A 23,012-nucleotide genomic window follows, 5' to 3' on the forward strand; every position below is an offset into this window, starting at 1 on the left:
GCCATTATACCATTATCTCAAACGCAGAGAATGTGCTATGATCCACCCCGAAGCGTCACCCAATCCCAAACGAATGGGAGTTTGCGCAATGCTACAACCCAGGTCTTATCCGGCGTTCGTCGCCAAAGCGTTGGTGCTGGAAAATGAACCCTTTGAAGCCATGGTCGACGATGACAACCCGTGGATGGAAGGGTTTGTCCTCGTCACAACGGTGAGCCTGCTGGCGGGGGTTGCAGCGGCGATCGGCGGTTTTTTGACCGCTTTGACCTTGCCCGCGCCGGAAAGTCTGTACATCACCCTCCTCCAGGGCGGGCGACAGCTTGCAGCTACGGCTGCGCTTTCGCCGGCCGAAGTGGAGCGCCTCGTCTCCGAAATCTGGACGATCGTTGCGCTTTTCACCGGCTATGCGGGCGGGTGGAGCCATCTGCTCCCGGTCTTGAGCCTTCCGGGCCTTGCGGTCGTCTGGTGGCTGTTCTTCAGCGTGCTCGCATTTGGGGTGGGGCGCGCCATGGGAAGCCGCGCTTCGCTCAACGCTACATTCGGCGCGGCGGCGCTGATCGTCGCTCCTCTGATTTTTTTCATTTTCAACATCGCGCCTTTCGCCGGTCCCAACCTGGCGCCGATCGGGGTCTGGAGCCTGCTGATCGGCTACCGGGCCATCCAGGTCTCGCAGGAGCTGGAATGGCGTCAGGCAGCCATTGCGACGTTGATCGTCTACGCAGCCGGCTTCTTGTTGGTGGCGGCGCTTGTCGCAGCGTTCGGCATTGGATATGCAGCAGGAGGGTTCCGATGAGTTCACAAACCCATGTCATCTTGCCCGATCGCACCGACCGCGAGGAGTGGCTGCAACGTCAGCACTGGCTGCCTGATTGGCAGCAGATGTGGGACGCCGCTTTTCTGCGCCTGAGCGACGCCTTCGATCCATATGAGCGCGGTGAAATTACGGTTTCAATGCGCCAGGGAATCGGCATGATCTTTGTGTTGGGGCTGACGGCCGGCCTGTTGCCCTTCCTCGGCAATTTATGGGTGAGCCTGCGCGCAGGGACTGCAGCGCCGTTGGCCGCCGCCGCTCTCTCCTTGACCGAGCTGGCGAGCGCCTATGCCGGCGCTCCCGCTCTAAACGCCGCAGCCAATACAACCAGCCTGCTTGCCGGCGTCGAACCGCGCATGCCGGGGTTTTTGGCCGCTCTGCTCTCCAGCCTGGGGCTGTGGCTGAACACGCCGTTGGGCTGGCTGTCGAGCTGGATCGTCTACGGCGCGTTTGTGGCTGCATTGGCGCGACTTTTCGGCGCAACCAATCGCCTGCAAACTTTCTTCGCTGCAACCAGCTTCACCGCCGCCCCGATGCTGCTCACCGGCCTGGCGCCGATCCCGCTGCTGGGGCCGCTCGCCGTCGTGGCGGCGTGGCTCTGGGCGGCGATCTTCTACTATCAGGCCGTGCGCTACGTCACCCGGCTCGATCCTGTGCGCACGCTGCTTTGCATGGCGCTGCCGCCGGCGGTCGCCGCTTTGACGGCGACGTTATTCGCCCTGTTCGTGGCGCTGCTGTTGCTGATCGGCTAAGCAGAGGCGTGACCTGCGCAGGTTCGGCCTCCGGCCGGACGCTCCCCTGCAACCCGACAAGATCAATCCACCGACGCAACACGCACCACGCTCCATGCCCCGTGCTTCACAGCCTCACCGCACCAGCTCCCAGGCCAGATGCTGAATCTCCGGCAAGATCAGCTTTTCCATCGCCAGTTGCACGGCGTTGGGGGAGCCAGGGGTGCTGAAGATCACCTTGTCTCGATAGACGCCGGCGGTGGCGCGGCTCAACATGGCGGCCGCGCCGACCTGCTCGTAGCTCAACATGCGAAACAACTCCCCAAAGCCCGGCAGCGGCTTTTCGATCGCGCGGCTAATCACGTCGTAGGTGCGGTCGCGGCGACCGATGCCGGTGCCGCCGTTGAAGATGATCAGCCGCGCCGGACTCGCCGCCAGCTCCTCGAGCGCCTGCAGCACCTGCTCAGGCTCATCCTTCACGATGCGATAGGCGACGACGGCGTGGCCGGCCGCCTCCGCCAGCGCGCGGATGCGCTGCCCGCTCACGTCGGTCTCCGGCGTGCGCGTATCGCTGACGGTGACGACTGCGATCGGAACGCTGCCCTGCGATTCCGCCTCTTTGCGATGCAACTCCGAACTCATCATCAGTAGACATCCTTGCGTGCGATCAAAATGGACGTTTGAGAATGGGGCGGTCGCCCGAAGCCTTCGCTCAACGTGATGCACGTCGCCTGGTTGTAAAAGAGGCCGCTGCGCGCCTGCACCCCCACCGTCACCTCCGGCGTCAGCTCGCCGAGGTCCTGCGCCACGGCGTCGGGGACCGCCAAGTAGTTGAGGCCGACGTCGCCGTTGCTGTGGAGCACGATCTGAAAGGTGACGGTGTACGGAGGCTCCACGCCCGCCGCCGACGCCACGTCTTCATATTGAATGACAAAGCGATCCGGCGCCGGCTGGAAGGCGCTGATCACCCCGCCTGACAGGTTGGGGTCGAGGTCCGCCCACCAGCCGAAAATAGCCTGTGCGGGCTGATCGAGCACCGGCAGACAGCGGTTCTGACTTGGCTCGGCGACCGGCGCAAAGGCGCCGCCGGCAAACGCCAGGAAGCCGTCTTCGTACACATACGCCTGCGTGTAGGTCGCAGCGCTGTCAATGGCGCCTGCGCCGGAAAGCGGAAAAGCGAACGGCAGCGGAACGGTCACATAGCCGCCGCTCTGGATCGACAACAAGGTGGGAGCCCCGACGGGCTGCTCCCATTCAAACGCGCGGGGCGGCGCCTGTTCTCCACCCCCCGTCATCAGCGGAAGGTAGGTGCGATGCGTCACCCAGTCGCCGACGCTCACCGTCAACGACACCGCGTTCGATTGCACCGAGTTGTCGGCGTGCGTGAAGGTCAAATTCACAGCGCTGCTGTAGACGCCGGTGATCAGGTGCGTCGGCGAGACGGCGAAGGTGAGGTAGAGCGGCGCTCCGTAGGAGAGGCCGGACGTAAAGCTGCTCCCCGCCACGTTGACCACCTTCAGCCACGGCGCCGATGCGATGACGCCGGAAACGTTCACCGGCGCCAACGAAGGCGAGTCGAGGATCACCGTCTGCGTGAAGGGCGGCGCGCCTGGCGGCAAGCTCGCGTCGATGCGCGGCGGCGAGATGCGCACGTCGGCGGAAAGCAGGCGACGCACGGCCGCCTCGGCGTCGAGCAGGCCGGCGCCTGCTTCCACTTGCGACAGGCCGATGTCGCGCGCGGTCTGCTTCAAGATGGACTCGATGACGTCGGCGGTCAGCGCAGGGCGGATCCCCTTGAGCAAAGCAGCCGCTGCGCTGACGAGCGGCGCCGCCATGCTGGTGCCCGGCACCGTACAGTAATAGGCGCCGCCTTCACTCAACAGCACGCGGCCGGCTCCGGTGCATTTGCCCGGAACGCTGGCCGGCCAGGCGCTCAGCACGCTTCGGGTGAAGCTTCCCCCGCCGGCGGCGATGTCGAGCTGGGTGCCGACGGCGCTGTAGGAGGCGCGCGTGTTTTCCGGCGTCAGCGCAGCGACTGCGACCACATGGTTGAGGCGCGCCGGGTAGTAGACCGGGCCGCCGTTGCTGTTGCCCGCAGCGGCCACCAACAGACTTCCTTTTGCGTAAGCGTAATCCACCGCCTGCTGAATCGCGTTGGCGGTGGGCAGGGAGATGGCCCCGGTTGGAATCTCCAGACTCATGTTGATAACGTTCGCCCCCCGATCGGCGGCGTCGCAAATGGCTCGGATTAAATTGGCGGTCGCACCGCCGCCGTTGCTGCCCAGCATCTTGAGCGGGTCGATCTCAACGTTGGGCGCGCCGCCGGCGACGCCGACGCCGTTGTTGGCAATGGCGGCGATGACGCCGGCGACATGGGTGCCGTGGCCGAAGTCATCGATGGGAGCGGTGGTCGTCATGATGTAATTGAAGCCGGGCAAGAGACGCCCTGCCAGGTCGGGATGATTGAAGTCCACGCCGCTGTCGATGACGGCGACGCGCACCTTTTGCAGCGGCAGGTTGCGATCCTGCACAAGCTGCCAGGCGCGCGCAAAGCTGCTGCGCTGCAGCGGCCATTGATGGGACGCATAGAAGGTGTCGTTGAAGACGAAAGGCCGCTCCGGCGTGGGCGGAGGCGGCGCAGGCGCGCCCGCCGCGCGCACGACCCAGTTGGGTTCGATCGAGGCGATGCCCGGCGCATCGGCCAGCGCCTGAAACGCTGCCCCGGCGTCGGGGTCGTGCAGCCGCCACACCTGCAATGTCTGATTGGAGCCGCAGACGGTGACCTGGTCGATCAGCTCGCCGGCCAGCGCCAGTTGCGCCTGCGCCGCCGCCACTTCGCCGCTCTCTGGCTCCAGGGCGACAATGTATTCTCCCGGCCACGCTTCGGGGAGAAGAGCACTTGGCTGCGGCTCAGGGCGATCCTGCGCATAGAGCGGCGAGGCGCCCGGCCCAAGCGCGACCAGCAACGCGGCGAACGCCAAAGCCCATAACCATCTACAACAAGGATGGATCGATTGCATGGATGCTTTGCTTCCTTTTGAAATGGGTTCACGTTGAAAGCTGTCGAAGCCTCTGCTTTCCTCTTCCAGGGAGCCTGAGAGCTTCCTGAAAGATGGCATGAAGCGCTCTCTCGATTTCAACATACAATTTGCGTTGAATCTTCCCCTTTTGCGAGTCATCCCTTGTCGTTGCTCGCAATCATATCACACTCCCGCCGGAGGCCGAACCTGCATAGGTCGCGCCTCCGACAGGACATGGTCGCCCGTCCGAGGGCGTCCGGCTACGACCGTGAGATGGCGACTGGAAATCAGTAAGGGGTCAAGAGGGGAGGGAGGTGTGAATTTCCATCACAGGCAAAATGAGGGTGAACGTGGCGCCTTTGCCCGGCTCGCTCTCCACCTCGATCGAGCCGCCGAGGCTGCGAACGACGCGCTGGACGATCGCCAACCCCAGGCCACTGCCGCTGCCCCGTTTGGTGGTGAAGAAGGGTTCAAAGATGCGTTGGCGCGTGGCCGCGTCCATTCCCTGGCCGGTGTCGCTCACTTTCACGTAAGCCTGCGGCTGACGATAGGCGCTTGGATCGGCGTCGCACCCTACGATCACCGTAATCTCCCCGACGTTCTCGCCGATCGCCTGTTGGGCGTTGACGAGCAGATTCATGATCGCCTGATGCAATTGCGTCGGGTCGGCCTGCAGTTTAGCCCCTGTCATCTCGAGATGCACGCGCAACGCGATGTTCGGCGGAAGGGAAGAACGGTGGATGTCGCAGGCTTCGGCCACGATAGCGACCAGATCCACCGATCTGGCGTCCGCCTCCTGGAGCCGGCTGAAGGTTTGCATCTGTCTGAGCAGATTTCTGGCTTTGTAGGAGGCGCTCAGAATTTTTTCAAGATACTTCCGCTGCTTGCTGTCCGGCGGCGCCTCGGCGAAGAGCACCTCGCTCAGGCCGATGATGGGCGTCAACAAATTGTAGAAGTCGTGGGCGACGACGGCGGCGACGGCGCCAAGCGACTCCATCCTCTGCGCCTCCCAAAGCTGAGCTTCGAGCCGCTTGCGCTCCGTGATGTCTTCCGTGACCCCCACCAGCCCGATGATCTCCTGATTGCGGTTGCGCAGCGGCGTTTTGGAAAGCAGAATGTGGCGATGCTCGCCGCGATAGTTGACCATTTTAGCTTCGCGCTGGATCACAGGTTGGCCGGTGCGCAACACCTCAAGGTCCTCAAGATAACACGCATAGCCGCATCCCTCGTTGAACAGGTCGAGGTCCGTCTTGCCCAACACCTCCGCCGGGTCCTCAACGCCGAGAAAACGTAGATCGGCCGCGTTCGTCACAATCTTGCGCGCCTGCTTGTCTTTCACATACAGGGCCAGAGGCAGCGCATCGATCATCGTGCGCAGCAGAATGCGCTCCTGCTCCAGCGAGGCCGCCACTTCCTTCTGTTCCGTGATGTCCATCTGGATGCCGATCATACGCACAGGCCGGCCCGCCTCATCCAGGATCATCTTGCCGCGGTCTTTCATCCAGCGCACCGTCCCATCCGGCAGCACGATGCGAAATTCCATCTCGACAAGGTCGCGCTGCTCTTCGACCGCCCGGCGCACCGCCTCATCGACCGCCTGGCGATCGTCGGGGTGGATCGAACCCCACCAGACGTCATACGAGAGGTTCTCCGAAGACTGCGGCATGCCAAAGAGCCTATAGCTTTCCGGAGACCAGAGCACTTCCCCGCTCTGAAAGTCCCACTCCCACAGGCCGGCCTGAATGGCTTCCAGCGCCATGTGAAGCCATTGCGCAGAGTTGAAGCGATGCGCAGAGGCGCCCCTCCCCTGCGTTGGGAAGCGCAATAGCTGGCTTTGCAGCTCTGGGCTGTCCGGGCATACCTCTTGATGAAAAACTAGCGCCGCCATCCCTTCCATCCATCGGGCCGGCGCCACGTCCATGCGAAACCATCGCATACGGCGCTCGTCTGGACAGGGATAGAGGATAGAGGCCGGAGCGCCCTCTCCTGTGAGCGCGCGTTCGATCGCTGCGGCGGCGTCGATGGCGAGCGGCTCGGCCCACTGCGCCCGTCTGCAGACCTGGAGGTAGTTGACGCCTACAAAATCTCCAGGCGCGCCGTTGGCGCAGGCGAACGCCCGCCACGCCGGATTGACGTAGATGATTTCCCCTTGCCGGTTCAGCGCAGCGACTTCGATGGGCAGGAGGTCGAGGATTTGACGCAAAGCTTCACTGCCAGGAGACGCTTCAGGCATTGGAACGGTCGTTTTCCGGAAGTGGCGGATCAGGTCAATCTATATCGCCGACCCAAAGGTTGATTTCCACCTTTGATGGAATTTAACAGATGATTCTGGCGAGCCATGGACGCCGCTCGTAGCGGCACTTTCTGCCTCCACCCAAAATCTGGCGGTCCGCCGGGCACGGGCAGCCAGGAGTCGCACTGCGAGACTTGCCAGATTGTTCTGTCGAAAACCATCAGAGGCGCCTTTTTCACAACGATGGTGAATCGATGTTGCGCTATTGCGTCTAGAAGTTGCAATCCAAGCCACCACATAAAATATTGTTGCACCGGCAAGAGCGGCTGTCAATCGTGAAAAAGTTGCAACTATCCTGAAAACGTTATTGCGGTCTCTTCAGAAGGTCTGATCGAGGCTCTCCGCCATCTCAGCGTCCAACGCGTCAAAGAAGGCGACCATTGTCGCATGCCGGCGGCAGCCGATCGCGCGCGCCGTCGGCGTGTGCAGAGAGTCCAGCAGCTGCCTGAGCTTGAAGACATATTCATGCACCGGCGTGTAGTCCGGCGTGGAGGGGTCGTTTTCCGTCGGTTCGATCGCCCGCGCGGGCTTGCGCCACAGGCGGCCGCCATGAGCGCCCGCATAGGCGAACGCACGCGCCACGCCGATGGCGCCGATGGCGTCTAGCTTGTCGGCGTCGTAGAGGCATTGCGCCTCCAGCGTCTGCGGTCGCACGCTCGCATCCCGGTGACGATGCGCCTCGATGCAGTGTGCAATCTGCTCCGCCAGCGTCGGCGACGCCCCGCGTTCGAGCAGCAGGCGCTGGGCGCGGGCTGCCGCGCGCAGGTGGTGCGCGTTGCGACGCTGCGCCGTCGGTTCATGTGGTTCGCCAGGAACGGGAAGGTCATGGAGCAGGGCGGCCAGCCGCACCACGGCGACGTCCGCTCCTTCGGCGAGGGCGATCTTCTCGGCAAGTCGAGCCACGCGCAGCACATGGTCGAAGTCATGGGCGGCGTCGCCGGCCTCATAGAGCAGACGGGCGTCTTCGATGGAGAGCAGCGATTCTGTCATGAGATCGGCGCTCCGACATTTCCTGGCGAGCCTGCTGCATCTGCGGAGTGCGCATCAAAGGCCAGCGCGCCGATCGCCAAAAAGGCCAGAATGTAGCCCAGATAGTTCTCGTTCAGGAAACGGCTTGTATAAAAGAAGACGAACAGAAACAGCCCGTAATGCCAACAGGCGAGCGTCAACGTGTTTCGCCCGATCTGCCGGGCCATGAACCAGAGCAGCAGCGGCGTTGCAGCCAGCGTCTGCACAATCCAGAAAGGCCATGGAGCGAAGCGGTTGCTCACCAGCCCCAGGCCAAGCACAAAGTTGCTGGCGCCCCATCCCCAAATTTGATAGCCCGTCGGCCCCTGTCCTGAGCTCCAACGCCAGACGTCGTCATACAGCGATGCGGCGTCCCAGAGGACATAGGGAAGCAGGAGGAGCAGGAACGCTCCCAACGCAGGCGCAGCGCGTTTCAAAATCATCGGCAGCGCGGGCCACAGCCCACGCCAGCCCGCCTGACGCAGATGTGCATTGTCCTGCACCAGCAGGAGGCCATAGAACGGCGCCAAAAACCAGGCGGTGGGTTTAGAAGCGCAGGCCAGGCCAAAGCAAAGCGCCGACAACGCCAGCCAGCGCCCGCCATCCTGCCCGGCGGAGCGCCGTTGCAGCGCCGTGCGCCAGGCCGCCAGGGCGAAGACGATCCAGGCCAACACAAAGACGTCGTTCTGCCCAAAGATGACGTCGAGCGCCATGATCGGGTTCAACGCCAAGACGGCGACTAACGCCAGCCGGAAGGCGGCGCCCTCCGCCAGCTTCGCCGCTGCTGGCAGCATCGCTGCAAACAGCAGGAGATAGACGATGCGTTGGTCATAGAAGCCCACCGCCTGCCCTAACAGATAAAAGGGCGCGCTGAAAATGAACGTCCAGGGCAGATAAGGATAGTGATAGAGCGCCGTGCGATACTCGCTGAAGCCCCATTCCGCCATCGGAGTGTCGACGTAATCCTCGGTGTATGGGTTTTTGCCGGCCAGCAAATACTGGATGGTCGCCTCGGTCTGGATGACGCCGCCGTCGTGCGTGTAACTCGCCGGGCCGCTGCCCTCGCGCAGCAGGATCAACTTCACCGTGGGCAGCACGACGGCCGTCGCGATGATCGCCGCCAACGCCCATGCTTTCCAGCGCGTGCGCCGCGGCTCCGTCAACGCCAGGTCGAACAGAGCGTAGGCGATGAGCGCGCCTAGCGTCAACGCGTTCAGCAGCAGTCCGATCGGTTCGCCGGGGCGAGGGCCGACCTCCCCCATCGCTGCATAGCCCGCCTGCGGCAACAAGGAGCCGAGGATCGGGTGACGCAGCACATCCTGCAGGCGATGGGGCAGGGCCGCCTGCTCCGCCAGTCCGACGACCTGCAACAACGCAAAGACGAGCAGCGCAACAAGAAAAACATCCCAACCAGGCCGACGACCTGATTCTTTTGAAAGCGATGCAGCCACTATGGATTCCCTCGATAGCCGAAGATGCTCATGTTGGAAGGCGCAAACAGCCACTCCTGGCTGACGGCGGGCGCGGCGAGGAGCGGAGATCGGAAGAAGGTGGCGGCGTCCAGCACTGCGCCGCTGTTGGCGTCATAGAAGACTGCCCCGTTTTGCGTGATGATGAGCACCCGATCGTTGGCGACGAACGGCCCTCCTGCGAGGTTGCCGCCGGTCTGCGCCGTCCACAGCAACTGTCCATTTTGTCTCGAGACGGCGCGTAACAGGCCGCCTCCTGCAGCAAAGACGGCGCTGTCGTTGACCGCCAGCATGGCGATCGGCGCGCCGGAAGGATAGGTCCAGATGCGAGCGCCGGTGTTGGCGTCCAGCGCATGCAGGTTGCCGGAAACGTCGGCGACGTACAGCTCGGCCGTGCGGATGGCGCCGGGGAAGGCATAAACCGGCGGCGCAGCGATGGGGCCTAAATTGGCGCTTTCCCAGATCACCTCGATTCCGCTCCACAAATTGACGTCGATCGCCCACACCTTGTCGCCCGCCGCGTAGATGACCTCCTGGCCGATGGCGGGCTGAAGCAGCCTGGGCTGAGACGACAGCGGAAGAGAAACTTCGCGACGGTCGTTGAGGTTGTCTCGCTTCATAGCGACCAGCCGGGCGGCGCCGCCCTCCCCGACGCCGAGAAAGACGACGTCGTTCAGAAACGTCGGCGACGTCGTGATCAGGCCCGGCAAATCGATGTTGGAGACTAAATTGGCGAATGTGCCCCCGTCCTGCACTACCACCATACGGTTGCCGGCGTAGGGGAAATAGATCAGACCATCGTTGACGGCGGGCGCCAGGGCGCCGACGCCGCCCAAACCGTAGCGCCAGCGCTGGGAGCCGACGTCCCGATTCAAACTGTACAACTGCCCATCGTCGTTGCCGGCGATCACGTTCGGCCCCATGACGGCCACAGGCGAGCGGAAGGCGGCCCCCGCGTGCGTCAGCGCTCCCCAGGCGTCAAAGAGCGGCGGACGCGGCAGCATCGGCAGGCGGCCCGTGTTGCCGCGATCGTAGCGGGCCAGGGGGAAGTCGCCAAAAGGCGGCGAGGTCGGCTGGGGGCGAGGGATCAGCGAGCCGTCCACAGGAATGATCGGCAGCCATTTGGGGTTGTTGACATCCCACTGCGGACTGTTCAGATCGACGCCCGGCGGAAAGGCCGGCGGAACCGGGTTGCCGCCGATAGTGACGTAGGCGGGTCGCACCCAGAAGCCCTGCGAGTTATTGATGCAGCAGCCGAACAGCCAGTCGCCGGCCAGGGTGCGTCCGCGCAGTTGAATCTGGGTGTTGGGCGGCAGCGCGATCTCGCTGCGCGTGTAAAAGGTGCTCGGGCCGATGTAGACGGCCGTATCGGCCCCGGCGCGGGTGATCGCCGCCAGCGACTGCACCGAGATAAAAGGCGTTGGCGTCGGCGGCGGCGCAACGAACGGCGTAGGCGTGTCCGTCGGAGGGATGAACTCCGGCGTCGGCGAGGGGGGCGGCTCCAGGAACGGCGGAGTCGGCGTCGGCGCGGCCTCGCCGACCGCAACGCCGGGCATAAAAATCGCAGTCGCCGTCAATGCCTCCGCCGGGAACTGGGCCTCCGCCGGCGGTTGGTCGGGCGGCAACGGGGAGGCCGGCTGCGCTTCGCCGATCGCCACGAGCGGCAACTGCACGCTCTGCGTCGGGCGCGTCTCCGGCGCCGTCGGCAGCCCTAGCTCTGGAGGGAGCGGAGAATCGGGCGATAAGACCGCGCCGGAAGGCGTCTGCGTCAACCGCATAATCGCTGTGGCGGCGAAGGCCACCTGCGTCAACATGTCTTCTGCGATGTGCGTGGCGCGCACGTCCGGCGTGGGCGTCGGCGTTGCGGCGCGCGGGGTCGGCGTCGGTGTGGGCGTGACCAGGGCCACAAGGCCGTTTTGCACGGCGAAGACCATCCAGCTCAGGCCGATCAGCAGGAAAAACGCCACCAGAATGCTGATGGTGAGAATGGTCGAAGTCCGGTTGCGTTGCGGCGGCGGATAGGCGGGATCGGTCAGAGACATAGGCTTGTCCACGAATTGCGTCGCTCGGTTAGCACCATTCTAGCGACAAAAGAGGGAGCGACCAAACCCTCCGTCCGACGCGACTCGCCTTCACCCGAACAGGCGCGCATACAGCGCCGACTGTTCCTCGATCCTCTCTTGATAGCGTCGATGGCGAGCTATGTCCGGCTGAATCGTCGCCGCCAGGGATGGCGGGAGAGCGTCCAACGCCGGCAGGACGCCCAGACTGCGCAGCGCAAGAATCGCCGCCCCGCGCGCCGAGAGCTCGACCTCTTGCAGAAGCGTCAGCGGGCGCCCCAAGACATCCGCCACAATTTGCTGCCACGAAGGGGACGCGGTCAAGGCGCCGCCGCTGGCGACGATGGCGCTGTTGCGCCCTTCCTCCGGCAGACACGGTTGCAGCCGCCGATAGATCAGGGCGAAGCGATAGGCGATGGCTTCCATCGCCGCGCGGTAAAGATCGAGCGGCGTCGTCGACTGGGTGAAACCGATCAATGCGGCTCGCGCAGCCTCGTTCCAGCCCGGCGCCCGCTCGCCTGCGATGAAAGGCAGGCAGTGCACGCCGTGCGCAGCGGGCGGCGCCGCTGCCATCGCCGCCTCGATCTCCGGCAGAGAGGGCAAACGCAGCGTCTCGCGCAGCCACGCCAGCAGGTTGCCGCCCTCCGTGGTTGCGCCGCCGAGCAATGCCTCTTGCGCCGTCACGCGATAGAGCCAGAGGCCGTCGGGCACGGCGGGCTGCTCGGCGGGGACGACGACGCGCATGGCGCCCGTCGTGCCGATGGTCAACGCCACCTGCTGCGCCGAGACGGCGCCGCTGCCCACGTTGGCGGCGGCGCCATCGCCGATGAGAGGAATCCACACGGCCTCGCGCAACGCCGGCCAACGACGCGCCCATTCCGGCTGCAAGCCAACCGAAAGCGGCGCAGCTTCCACCAAGGGCGGCAGGCGCTCAACGGAAAGTTGCAGCCGCTCCAGCCATTCCTCGTCCCACTGCAGCGTGCGGCGATTGAGCAGACCCGTCCAGGATGCGACGCTGTAGCTCGTGCAAGTTGAACCCGTCAATCGCCAGAGCACATAGTCGCCGATGGAAAGCCAACGCTGCGCCTGGTTCAGCCACTCCGGATGTTGTCTTGTTATCCAGTGAAAACGCGCAGGCAGGTACGACGTGTGCAGCGGGCACCCTGTGCGGTCGTGCACAGCGCGGACGCCGCCCGCGGCCAGAGCAGAGCGCAACTCGGCCACCGCCTCTGCGCATCCGGGAGAGGCGTAGGTGAAGAGCGGCGTCAACGGTTGACCTTGCGCATCCAACCCAACGACATTGGCGACGAAGGTGCATCCCGCCACGGCGCGCACCGCTCGGCGCTGCGCCGCGGGCGTCGCCAACGTGCGATCGACCGCCTCGACCACGGCTGCAAAGAGCGCGTCGGCGTCGAAGGTTACGTCGCCGGCCGGGGTGACGCGCGGCGCGTTGGGAATTTGGACAATGGAATCGGTCAACAGCTGCGCGCGACCGTCGAACAGCAACGCCCGCGTCGAGGACGTGCCGATATCCAGCACAAGCAACGTGAAGTCATCCATCTTTGCGAAATCCACTGCGAGCGCCTGCATGGCGCCGTCCTCGTCGCAATGGACATGGCGCCATGCAATGGGTCTTAAGATGAGCCGCCTGCCTGCGCCACGCGCAGCGTCCACCCAAACCGGTAGACGCGCTCCAACAGTCGGTATTGCGGCAGCGTGTCTGGCCCACAGCTTGCCGTGCCGAGGCCGCGATGCGCAGCGTCCAGGTTCAGGTAGACCTCCGGCCGCGGGGTCAGCTCGTAGGTGTGTTTTGCCTGGAAGAGATCGTTGGCGGTGAAGTGGCTGGCCGAGAACTCAAAGATTGGAGCGCCCTGGACATAGAGACCATAGCCGTCCCCGTCGGTCAGCTTGAGCCAGCGCACGTCGGTCTTGTGCCCATGCTCCTGCGGCATGATGTAGGGCACATATTGCTCCGTCACCGTGCTGCGATAGCGGCCGATCATCGCCGAGGCTTTGCGGTCGCTGTAATTTTCCCAGGGGCCGCGGCCATACCATTCGAGTCGCTCAAAGTCGGGCAGAAGCGCCAGATCGACGCCCACGCGCGGAATGTCGGTCACGTCGTCGCCGAGATGGACTTCGTTGTACAGCTCAAGCGCGCCGTCGGGCAGGAGCGCGTAGCGGTGGATGTGCGTAAAATCGCTCCATCGATTGCGGCCGCTCGCCCGATGCACGACCTCGACGACCGGGTTGCGCGACTCCTGCATCAGGCGAACTTCTGCAAGCTGAAACTGGACGGCGTTCAGGCCCAAGGCCAGCCAGCGCGGCAGCGCCTTCCATGCAGGGTTCTCCAGCAGGCGAATGCCGTCGTTGTCCGTCGCTGCGCGCCAGACGTTGAGCCGAGGCCCGCGCACCAACATATTGCGCCCCGGTGCGCCGAACGCCGTAAGCAGACCGCCCCGTCGATCGAACACCGCCTCACTGAACGCGCTGCGCAGGATGATCTGCTCGTCGCGCTCGACGACTTCGACCGCCGCCGCCGTCGAATCGGCGCGTTGCGCCTTGCGTTTACTGCGCACTCGGGTCGGCGCATCGAGCTGAACCCAGCCGACCTCATACCCGGCCGGCGCCCATAACGTCTTGTTGCGCTGATAAAAACGGAAGTTGAGAAAACACTCCCCGTCGGTCGCTTTCTTGCCGCTCAACCAGGGCGTCGCCTCCTCCAGCGTCACTTCGATCCCCTCGCCAGGGTCGACGTCGAGCTTGGGCAATTTGCCGCCGGCGATCACCACGCCGTCCTCGACCAGCTCCCATTCCCCGCGCAGCCATCCTAGGTTCAAAAAGTCACATCGATTGAGGATGCGCACGCGGCCTTTGGCGAGCTTCACCGGTTCGACGCGCACCGGCTGCGCCAGGTATTTGAACTCGTTGAGCGCCGGGTGCGGCGTGCGGTCCGGCCAGACGATGCCGTCGGCGCAGAAGTTGGCGTCGTTGGGAACGTCGTCAAAATCGCCGCCGTAGGCCCAATAGCTTTCACCGTTGGGGGCCGTCTGGCGGATGCCGTGGTCGAGCCACTCCCAGATAAAGCCGCCCTGCAGCGCCGGATATTGCTCGAAGGCGGCCCAGTAATCGGCGAGGCTGCCGTTGCTGTTGCCCATGGCGTGCGAGTATTCGCACATGATCAGCGGACGAGGATCGGCGTTCTGTTCAGAGTAGGCGATGATGCGGCTGATCTCCGGGTACATTGGGCACATGACGTCGGTGACGCGCTCGCCGCCCCGCAAGTTGCCGCCCGCCCAGATGGAGATGGCGCCCTCATAGTGCAACGGCCGGCTCGGATCGTAGCCGCGCACCCAGCCTGCAGCCGCGTCGTGGTTGGGGCCATAGCCGCTTTCGTTGCCCAGCGACCAAAGGATGATGCAAGGATGATTCTTGTCGCGTTCGACCATGTTCTGCACGCGCTCGACGAAGGCGTGCGTGTAGCGCAGGTCGCGACAAAGCTCGCGATAAAAGGCATGGGACTCGATATTGGCCTCGTCGATGACGTAGAAGCCGTAGCGGTCGCACAGGTCATAGAAATGCGGGTCCTTGGGATAGTGCGACGTGCGGATGGCGTTGACGTTGTACTGCTTCATGCGCTGGAGATCGCTCTCCATGCGCTCGCGAGTGAGGGCGCGACCGGTCGCATCGTCGTGGTCGTGAAGATTCATTCCCTTGATCAGCACGCGCTTGCCGTTGATGAGCAGGCTGCGGTCGCGGATCTCGACCTTGCGGAAACCGACGGTGCAGCGGCTGCTCTCTTCGCCGTTGGGCGTCTTCAACGTGACGACCAGCGTGTACAGGTTGGGCGTCTCCGCCGACCAGAGCTTGGGTTTGGCAACCTCCGCCTCAAGCGAGACCTCGCCGCGCGGAAAGTCGGGTGCGCTGAAGTCGGCGCGCAGCGGCTTGCGGAAGACGGCTTTGCCGCGCGCGTCGTAGAGCTGCGCCTCCAGCGTGCAGCCTGCGACGTCGCCGCCGGGGAAGCCGGCTTTGGCCGTGATGCGCAGCACGCCATTGCGCAGGTCGTCGGTGAGGTCGCCGCGTGCAAAGACGTCCTGCAGATGCGGCGTCCCCGTTGCGTACAAAAAGACTTCGCGCTGGAGGCCGGCGTGCCACCACATGTCCTGATCTTCGATGAAGGCGGCGTCCGACCACTGCACGACGACGGCGAGCAGCTCATTCTGCCCATCGAAGCGTACATAGCGAGTGACGTCGAACTCGGCGGGCGTGCGCGCGTCCTTGTTCAGGCCGATCGCGTGGCCGTTGAGATAGACGTAGAGCGCGCCTTCGCAGCCGCCGAAATGCAACACGACGCGCCGACCGCGCCAGTGCTCCGGCGGCGTGAACATACGACGATAGACGCCGGTCGGGTTGGCGTCGGGGACGTCCGGCGGCAGGTTGGGGAAAGGCATCTGCACATTGGTGTAGTGCGGCCGGCCGTAGCCCTGCATGGTCCAGACGCCGGGCGCCTGGATCGGCGACCATGCGCCGTCGTGCAGCGCGGCGCCGGTGACCCGCTCTGGCGCTGCGAAGAGTTTGAAATCCCAGACGCCGTTGAGCAACAGGAACCAGGGCGACTCTTCGCGCGCTCTGTGCAGCGCATCGTCGGCGGTGGGGAAGGGATAGAGCGTCGCGCGCGGGGGCAGTCGGTTCAGGCTGGTGAGCTGCGGCATCTTCCAGCTCGGCTGCCCGGCGAGAAACAACAGAGGCAGCGGCTCCGAACGGTCGATCCTTACGCTGCTTGCGGGAGTGATTGTCTGCGCGTCCATTTCAATGTCCTATTGTTTCAAGCTCTTGTTATTCACGTTGTGGAATGGATTGTGCGATGAACGGGTTGCGCAATTATGAATTTCCGCACCATTGTGCCACAAGAAGGGGGCCAACAAGAAAGAGAAAGCAGAACGGCGGATGCCTTTCCCTCCCATCAATTTTTCAAAAGACTCCCCAAATGGCCGGTGACGCAATCTATGGAACGATCCAAAATAATAACGAACGTCCGTTTTTTTTTATAGAGGTCTGGCTGATGCATGAGGAACTGACGCGAAAGGGAGAGCAGACGCAATCCCGCATCATGGAGGCTGCTTACGTCCTGTTTATGAGTCAGGGCTATCATGGCACGTCCATGCGCCAGATTGCGCAGCGCGCGGGTCTCACGTTGGGCGGCGTCTACGCGCACTTCGCAAGCAAAGAGGAAATCTGGAAGGCGGTGCTTTTCGAGCGTCATCCCTATCACACGATTCTGCCTGTTTTACGAGCGACAGAAGGAAAGACGGTGGAAACGCTCCTTCGCAACGCGGCCCGACGACTCGTCGGCGAGTTGGAGAAGCGCAGCGACCTGCTCCACCTGATGTTCATCGAGATCGTGGAGTTCAATGGCATGCATTTACCGGCTCTTTATGAGCAAATTGCGCCGGAGCTCACTCCCCTGTTCGATGTGATCCAGGCTGGAGAAGGGAGGCTGCGCGCGATTCCTCCCTTGCTGCTGGTGCGCTCCTTTCTTGGCTTCTTCTTCTCTTATTACATCACGGAGGCAATGATGCCGCCATCACTGCGCTCTCTGATGGGCGAAGATGCGCTTGAGGTGTTTATTGATATCTATCTCCATGGCGTGATGGCGTAAAAGGGCGCAAACCGTCCAGATGAAACAGCGGAAGAGAGGGGCGACGCCGAGCGGATGGAGCTCTCAAAGAAGACTCTACATCGAGACATTTAGAAACATTGAATTCACAAGGGATCGCACATACGTACGCGCGTCTGATCAGTCTTATCCGCAAAGAATTTATCCAGATCACGCGTGATCCGCGCACACTGGCGATGACTTTCATCATGCCGGTGGTGATGATGATTTTGCTCGGTTACGCGGCGACGAACGACGTGCGCAACATTGCGCTTGCCGTGCTCGATCGAGACCGCACGCCTGCCTCGCGTCGGCTGATCGACGCCTATCGCGTCGCAGACTATTTTGTGGTTACGCAGTGGGTCGACTCTGAAGAGGAGTTGCGCAATTTGATCGACCGCAACGTCGTGCGCGCAGGACTGATGATTCCGCCGGGCTATGGTCGAACGCTGGCCGGCTGGGGCGACGCGCAGGTCGCCTTCGTGCTCGATGGCTCCGATCCAACGGTGGCGAGCACGGCCTTAGCCGCCGCCCAATTGATCGGCCAGGCGCAGGCGACGCGCCTGGCCGTCGAACGACTGCAGACGCGTGGTCAAACGGTGATGACGGCGCAGCCGATCGATGTGCGCACCATTGTCTGGTTCAACCCCGGCCTCATCAGCGCCTACTACATGGTGCCGGCCATGATCGGCATTATCCTGCAATATCTGACCACGATGCTCACAGCGACGTCGATTGTGCGCGAGCGCGAACGGGGCACCATCGAACAACTGATCGTGACCCCTCTACGCCCCTGGGAATTGATCGTCGGCAAGCTGACGCCCTATGTGCTGATCGCTTTCCTCAACACAATCGAAGTGCTTACCATCGGCGTGGTGCTCTTTCACGTGCCGATCAACGGCGATCTGGGCCTGTTGCTCACACTCACCGCACTCTTTCTGGTGACGACGCTCGGCATCGGCCTCCTCATTTCCAGCGTCGCCAATACGCAACAAGAGGCGATGTTGACCACAATGTTCACGCTGTTGCCCTCGATCTTTCTCTCCGGATTTTTCTTTCCCCTGGCGGCGATGCCGACGTGGCTACAACTGGTGAGCTATGTGGTTCCGCTACGCTATTTTTTGATCATTGTGCGCGGGATCGTCCTCAAGGGCGTCGGGTTCTCTGCGTTGTGGCCGGAGGTGATGGCGTTAGGCGCCTTTGCCCTGGTGGTGATGAGCGCCGCCGTGATGCGTTTTCGCAAAAGTCTGGATTAGGGGAGAACGGTCTATGCATCCCGATCCTCGTCGCGTGATTCCGGTTTTGGTCTTGCTGTTGCTTTTGGCGCTGGCGGGATATTATCTGGTCTGGCCTGCGTTCAGCAAAGACGATGCATTGATCGTTTCCGGCGCAATTGAGGCAACAGAGGTGCGCCTCGCTTCGGAATTTGGTGGACGCGTCGATGAAGTGTTGGTGGTCGAAGGCGAGCGCGTGGCGAGGGATCAAGTTGTGGCGACCGTGCGGCCGAGCATCGCTGTGCGCGACGCCTCCGCTCGGGAACGGATTCGCACGCCCATTGACGGCGTGGTTCTTTATCGTTCTGTGGAGCCCGGCGAATTTGCCGCACCGGGCGCGCCGCTGATCACCGTGGCCGACCTCGACCATCTGACGGTGACCGTTTATGTCCCAGAAGATCGCTACGGACGAATCGCATTGGGTGCAATCTATCCGATCACGGTCGACTCGTTCCCAGGCGAGGTCTTCACCGGCACGGTGCGCCATATCGCCGATCATGCGGAATTCACCCCGCGCAACGTGCAAACCACCGACAGCCGCAAAACGACGGTCTTCGCCGTCAAACTCGATCTTGCGTCTGGGGCTGGAAAGCTCAAGCCCGGGATGCCGGCGGATGTCAACTTCGGAGATTTAAACGACTGAGCAGTTGGCCGGCGATGTCCTTCGTCCGAGCATGGCTCCACTCGTGCATCTCAAACAGAGCGAAAACAATCCGATGTCCGACTATTTAATCGACGCCCAAGACTTGTACAAATTCTTTGGTGAGCGACGCGCTGTCGCCGGCCTCACGCTACGCATTCCGAGCGGCGAGATCTATGGGTTGGTGGGGCCCGACGGCGCCGGAAAAACCACAGTATTACGCCTCCTGTGCGGCGCTCTGACCCTGGATGCGGGGCGCATCCTGATCGACAGCTTTGATATGCGCAGCGAGGCCGAGCGCGCACGCGAGCAAATCGGCTACCTGGCGCAACGCTTCGCCCTTTACGAAGAGCTCACCGTCCAGGAAAACCTACGCTTTTTCGCCGAAGTGCGGGGATTGAAACGGGCGCAGTGGATGCAACGCAGCCAGGAAATTTTGGACTTTGTTGGATTGACTCCTTTTCGCAATCGCCGCGCCGGACAACTTTCGGGAGGAATGAAACAAAAACTGGGGTTGGCGCTGGCCTTGATCAACGAACCACGCGTTCTTCTGCTCGATGAGCCGACGACCGGCGTCGATCCGGTGACTCGACAGGATTTCTGGCGGCTGCTGCTACCTTTGCTGCGCCGTCGACGCGTGGCCGTCCTCGTCAGCACGCCCTATATGGACGAAGCGCTGCGTTGTACGCGCATCGGGTTCATGCGCAATGGTCGCATCATTCAGGAAGGCTCCCCGGCTCACCTGCGGCGTCGACTCGCCGGCCGCGTTCTTGAGTTGACCGGTGGGCCTGCGCCTCTGGTGGCAGCGCTTGCGCGCTCCGAGCCGGCGGTGGAAGCGGTTCACCGCTTTGGGGCCCGCTTTCACGTGCGCGTGGCGCCGGGGGCGTTGGAGGCTGTGCTGGTGAGGTTGGAGGCATCGATTCGGGCGGCGGGCGGCGTCGTCGAAAACCTGCAGCCTATTGAGCCGCAGTTAGAGGATGTCTTCATCGAGTTGGCGGAGGGCGCCGAAGAAAAAGGTTGATCTGGCGATAAGCGTGCTTCGATACAGAGGCGCAGAAATGCAAGGACGCATCGCACACAACAGCGCGGAACGAACTGTCATCCATACGGAGAACCTTACACGACGCTTCGGCGACTTTGTGGCGGTTGACCACGTGAACCTGGATGTCGCCGCCGGTCAGGTGTTGGGCTTCTTAGGCCCCAACGGCTCGGGCAAGACGACGACAATTCGCATGTTGCTCGGGCTGTTGCGCCCCAGCGCGGGGCGCGCCGAAGTGCTAGGGCTGGATGTCACCAGGCATCCTGAGGCGGTGCGCGCCCGCACCGGTTACATGTCACAAAAATTTGCGCTTTATGGCGAGTTGACCGTGCTTGAAAATCTGGCCTTCTATGCCGGCGTCTATGGCATCAACGACGCGGCGCGGCTTCGCGAAATCATACACAACCTGGGGTTGGCGGGAATGGACAAACAGCGCGTAAACACCCTCTCCACCGGATGGCGACAGCGGCTGGCGTTGGCGATCGCTATCATCCACAGACCTCCGTTGCTCTTCCTCGATGAACCGACCAGCGGCGTCGATCCGGTGGCGCGACGGGCATTTTGGGAGCTGATTTACGATCTGGCGGCGCAAGGCGTCACGGTCATGGTGTCGACCCATTACATGGATGAGGCTGAGTATTGCACACAGGTTGGCGTCATGCGCGCAGGCAGATTGCTGGCGCTCGATGAGCCGGAAAGGCTTAAGCGCTCCCTGCCCGGACAAGTGTGGGAAGTGCACGCCGATCCACTGCTCGACGCCCTCGACTGCCTGGAGGCGCAGCCGTTCGTCTTACGTGCAGGGCTGGCCGGCGATCATCTGCGCGTCGTGCTTCCACCGAACGTCTCGTCAGACGCAATCCGCCGCACCCTGCTTGACCGCTCCATCCACGTCCAAACACTGACGCCCGGCGTCCCCACAATGGAGGACGTTTTCATGACGCTGGCGACCGCCGCAGATGCGTTATGAGCCGAGAAAGTTCTCAGAAGAGATCGAACGGCCCTTATTGAATTTCAACCATCACCTCGCCCAGCGCCACCGTCTGGCCTGGTTGGACCGCAAGATGATGGACAACGCCGCGAATGGGCGAGCGGATTTCGTTTTCCATTTTCATGGCTTCCAACACCAACAGCGGCTGACCGACGTCGACCACCTGCCCGGGCTCAACGTGGACGCGCGTGATCAGCCCAGGGATCGGCGCCTTGACGCGACCGTCGCCTACAGCGGGCCGCGCGCCGCCTGCCTCCTTGTCTCGCACCACAATGTCGTAACGGCCGCTGTAAATCTGCGCCACGCGCAGGTCGGGGCTGAGGATGAACTCGTAGGGTCGGTCATCGACGATCATCCAGTCGACCAGCTCCGGACTGTCGAAGTCCGGGACAAAGACGGTCAGCGGATGTCCGTCGACAAACACCATAAACTCCCCCGGCCGCGCGCGACTGGGCGTCACTTCGACTTCATGGGGCTGGTTTTCAACCAGGATGGTCAGCTTATGCATCGCTCTCTCCTTACGCCCATCGTGAGGGAAGTCGTCGCGCCGAACGATGCCATCCGCTCAAAAAACGCGTCGGCGTGACCGGTCGGTCGAGCCGACGACGCATCAGGTAGGCGACGGCGACAATGGCGACCAGGTCCCGACAGGTTTCTTCGTTGGTGTTGGCGCTCACGTCGAAGCGGAAACGCGCCATGAAGTTGGTGTCATAGGCGCCGGCGACGAAAGCCGGATGTTGGATGAGCTGCTTGTGCAGCGGCGCATTGGTCTGCACGCCGACAATGCGAAACTCCATCAGCGCCCGACGCATGCGGCTGAGGCACATGGCGCGGTCGTCGCCTTTGACGATCAGGTTCGCCAACAACGGGTCGAAGCGCTCTGGGATGGCGCAACCGGCGTAGCCGTAGGTGTCAACGCGCACATCCGGCCCCTGAGGGAGGCGGAAGCGCGTCAACCGGCCAGGGCTGGGCAGGTAGTCGTTCCAAGGGTCTTCGGCGTTGATGCGACAATGCATCGCCCAGCCCTCGAGCCGAATCTGCTCCTGGGTGCGCGAGAGCAGCTCTCCCGCTGCGATCCGAATCTGCTCGCGCACGATATCCATCCCAGAGACCATCTCGCTGACGCCGTGCTCGATCTGGATGCGCGCCTTGATCTCTGTGAAGAAAAAATGGCCTGCACTATCGACCAAAAACTCGACGGCGCCGGTGTTTTGAAAATTGAACAGGCGCGCAATGTCAACGGCCGCCGCCCACAACTCCCTGCGCTGTGCGTCGTTGAGCGCCGGCGAAGGGGATTCCTCGATCAGCTTTTGATTGTGGCGCAGGAGCGAACCTTCTCGCTCCCCGAGATGGACGAGATTGCCATGGACATCGGCCAGCACCTGCACCGAAAGATAATGGGAGGGGGCAATCGCTCGCTCCAGATAGAGATGATCATCGCCGTAGATCAACTGCGCCTCTCGACGCGCAGAGCGCACCGCTTCCGCCAGCTTGTCTGGGTGCATGACCACGCGCGCCCCGCGCCCGCGGCCGCCTCGCGCCGACTTCACCACCAACGGATAGCCGACCTGCGCGGCCGCCCGTTGCAATGCAGCTTCGTCGGCGAAGGCGTCCGGCAGCTCGGCGTAGACCGGAACCCGATGGCCGGCGCGTTTGACTGTCTCCATGGCTTCCATTTTGTTGCGCACGGCGCGGATGACGGCAGGCGGCGGGCCGATGAACACAACGCCCTCGGCGGCGCAGCGCTCGGCGAAGTCGGCCTCTTCCGCAAGGAAGCCGTAGCCCGGATGGATCGCTTCGGCGCCAGCGGCTTTGGCAATGGCGAGCACCTCGTCGGCGTCGCCGTAGCGGTTGGGCGAGTGCAACAGGTGCGCTTCATCAGCCAGGCGCACATGCAACGAATCGCGATCCGTCGGCGTATAGAGCGCCACGCTCCAGATTCCCATCTCGCGACAGGTGCGGATGATGCGCGTGGCGATCTCGCCGCGGTTGGCAATCAAAATTTTTTTGAACATAAGCAATCGCT

The 23,012-nt window shown here is 63.0% G+C and carries 17 protein-coding genes; 7 read left to right on the top strand and 10 right to left on the bottom strand.

Annotated features, from left to right (window positions below):
- Positions 1 to 88 precede the first annotated feature (88 nt).
- Together Q0367_RS07665 and Q0367_RS07670 are read left to right on the top strand one after the other, a co-directional pair.
- A complete protein-coding gene (locus Q0367_RS07665) occupies positions 89 to 793 on the top strand; it encodes a YIP1 family protein (RefSeq protein ID WP_298981416.1) in 705 nt (234 codons plus the stop codon).
- A complete protein-coding gene (locus Q0367_RS07670; RefSeq protein ID WP_298981417.1) occupies positions 790 to 1,563 on the top strand; it encodes a YIP1 family protein in 774 nt (257 codons plus the stop codon). Before Q0367_RS07665 ends, Q0367_RS07670 begins: the two co-directional genes overlap by 4 nt.
- Positions 1,564 to 1,677: 114 nt before the next feature.
- On the opposite strand, the gene Q0367_RS07675 is transcribed toward Q0367_RS07670, so the two are convergent.
- The 8 genes from Q0367_RS07675 to Q0367_RS07710 all read right to left on the bottom strand — a co-directional run bounded on the left by Q0367_RS07675 (position 1,678) and on the right by Q0367_RS07710 (position 16,197).
- Positions 1,678 to 2,187, bottom strand: coding sequence for a molybdenum cofactor biosynthesis protein B (locus tag Q0367_RS07675; RefSeq protein ID WP_298981418.1), 510 nt, complete (start codon positions 2,185 to 2,187; stop codon positions 1,678 to 1,680).
- Entirely contained in the window at positions 2,187 to 4,562 is a 2,376-nt protein-coding gene (locus tag Q0367_RS07680) for a S8 family serine peptidase (protein ID WP_298981419.1), read from the bottom strand. The genes Q0367_RS07675 and Q0367_RS07680 overlap by 1 nt, the downstream gene beginning before the upstream one ends.
- Before the next feature lie 298 nt (positions 4,563 to 4,860).
- Positions 4,861 to 6,795: a PAS domain S-box protein gene (locus Q0367_RS07685; RefSeq protein ID WP_298981420.1), complete on the bottom strand. Its 1,935-nt coding sequence runs from the start codon at positions 6,793 to 6,795 to the stop codon at positions 4,861 to 4,863.
- A gap of 378 nt (positions 6,796 to 7,173) precedes the next feature.
- Entirely contained in the window at positions 7,174 to 7,845 is a 672-nt protein-coding gene (locus tag Q0367_RS07690; protein WP_298981421.1) for an HD domain-containing protein, read from the bottom strand.
- A complete protein-coding gene (locus Q0367_RS07695; RefSeq protein WP_298981422.1) occupies positions 7,842 to 9,314 on the bottom strand; it encodes a hypothetical protein in 1,473 nt (490 codons plus the stop codon). The genes Q0367_RS07690 and Q0367_RS07695 overlap by 4 nt, the downstream gene beginning before the upstream one ends.
- On the bottom strand, positions 9,314 to 11,374 hold the full coding sequence (locus Q0367_RS07700; RefSeq protein WP_298981423.1) for a PQQ-binding-like beta-propeller repeat protein: 2,061 nt from the start codon (positions 11,372 to 11,374) through the stop codon (positions 9,314 to 9,316). The genes Q0367_RS07695 and Q0367_RS07700 overlap by 1 nt, the downstream gene beginning before the upstream one ends.
- Before the next feature lie 90 nt (positions 11,375 to 11,464).
- Entirely contained in the window at positions 11,465 to 12,982 is a 1,518-nt protein-coding gene (locus tag Q0367_RS07705) for a gluconokinase (protein ID WP_298981424.1), read from the bottom strand.
- A 44-nt stretch (positions 12,983 to 13,026) separates the two neighbouring features.
- Positions 13,027 to 16,197 (bottom strand): glycoside hydrolase family 2 TIM barrel-domain containing protein, encoded by a 3,171-nt coding sequence (locus Q0367_RS07710; protein WP_298981425.1) that lies wholly within the window; start codon positions 16,195 to 16,197, stop codon positions 13,027 to 13,029.
- Between the two features lie 56 nt (positions 16,198 to 16,253).
- Between Q0367_RS07710 and Q0367_RS07715 the strand changes: the two genes are divergently transcribed.
- The 5 genes from Q0367_RS07715 to Q0367_RS07735 all read left to right on the top strand — a co-directional run bounded on the left by Q0367_RS07715 (position 16,254) and on the right by Q0367_RS07735 (position 20,965).
- Positions 16,254 to 17,048 carry a TetR/AcrR family transcriptional regulator gene (locus Q0367_RS07715; RefSeq protein ID WP_298981426.1) on the top strand — a complete coding sequence of 265 codons (795 nt, stop codon included), beginning with the start codon at positions 16,254 to 16,256 and terminating at the stop codon, positions 17,046 to 17,048.
- Positions 17,049 to 17,146: 98 nt separating this feature from the next.
- The gene (locus tag Q0367_RS07720) at positions 17,147 to 18,301 is read left to right on the top strand and encodes an ABC transporter permease (protein ID WP_297630705.1); all 1,155 of its coding nucleotides are present in this window, start codon (positions 17,147 to 17,149) and stop codon (positions 18,299 to 18,301) included.
- A 13-nt stretch (positions 18,302 to 18,314) separates the two neighbouring features.
- Positions 18,315 to 18,962, top strand: a complete 648-nt coding sequence (locus tag Q0367_RS07725) for an efflux RND transporter periplasmic adaptor subunit (protein WP_297630702.1) — start codon at positions 18,315 to 18,317, stop codon at positions 18,960 to 18,962.
- Between the two features lie 73 nt (positions 18,963 to 19,035).
- On the top strand, positions 19,036 to 19,980 hold the full coding sequence (locus tag Q0367_RS07730; RefSeq protein WP_298981427.1) for an ABC transporter ATP-binding protein: 945 nt from the start codon (positions 19,036 to 19,038) through the stop codon (positions 19,978 to 19,980).
- Between the two features lie 37 nt (positions 19,981 to 20,017).
- Positions 20,018 to 20,965 (top strand): ABC transporter ATP-binding protein, encoded by a 948-nt coding sequence (locus Q0367_RS07735; RefSeq protein WP_298981428.1) that lies wholly within the window; start codon positions 20,018 to 20,020, stop codon positions 20,963 to 20,965.
- A gap of 34 nt (positions 20,966 to 20,999) precedes the next feature.
- On the opposite strand, the gene Q0367_RS07740 is transcribed toward Q0367_RS07735, so the two are convergent.
- Positions 21,000 to 21,494 (bottom strand): biotin/lipoyl-containing protein, encoded by a 495-nt coding sequence (locus Q0367_RS07740; RefSeq protein ID WP_298981429.1) that lies wholly within the window; start codon positions 21,492 to 21,494, stop codon positions 21,000 to 21,002.
- A gap of 10 nt (positions 21,495 to 21,504) precedes the next feature.
- Positions 21,505 to 23,001, bottom strand: coding sequence for an acetyl/propionyl/methylcrotonyl-CoA carboxylase subunit alpha (locus tag Q0367_RS07745; RefSeq protein ID WP_298981430.1), 1,497 nt, complete (start codon positions 22,999 to 23,001; stop codon positions 21,505 to 21,507).
- Between the last annotated feature and the right edge of the window lie 11 nt (positions 23,002 to 23,012).

It is taken from the genome of uncultured Caldilinea sp. (genome assembly GCF_937128415.1).
Taxonomy (GTDB): Bacteria; Chloroflexota; Anaerolineae; order Caldilineales; family Caldilineaceae; genus Caldilinea.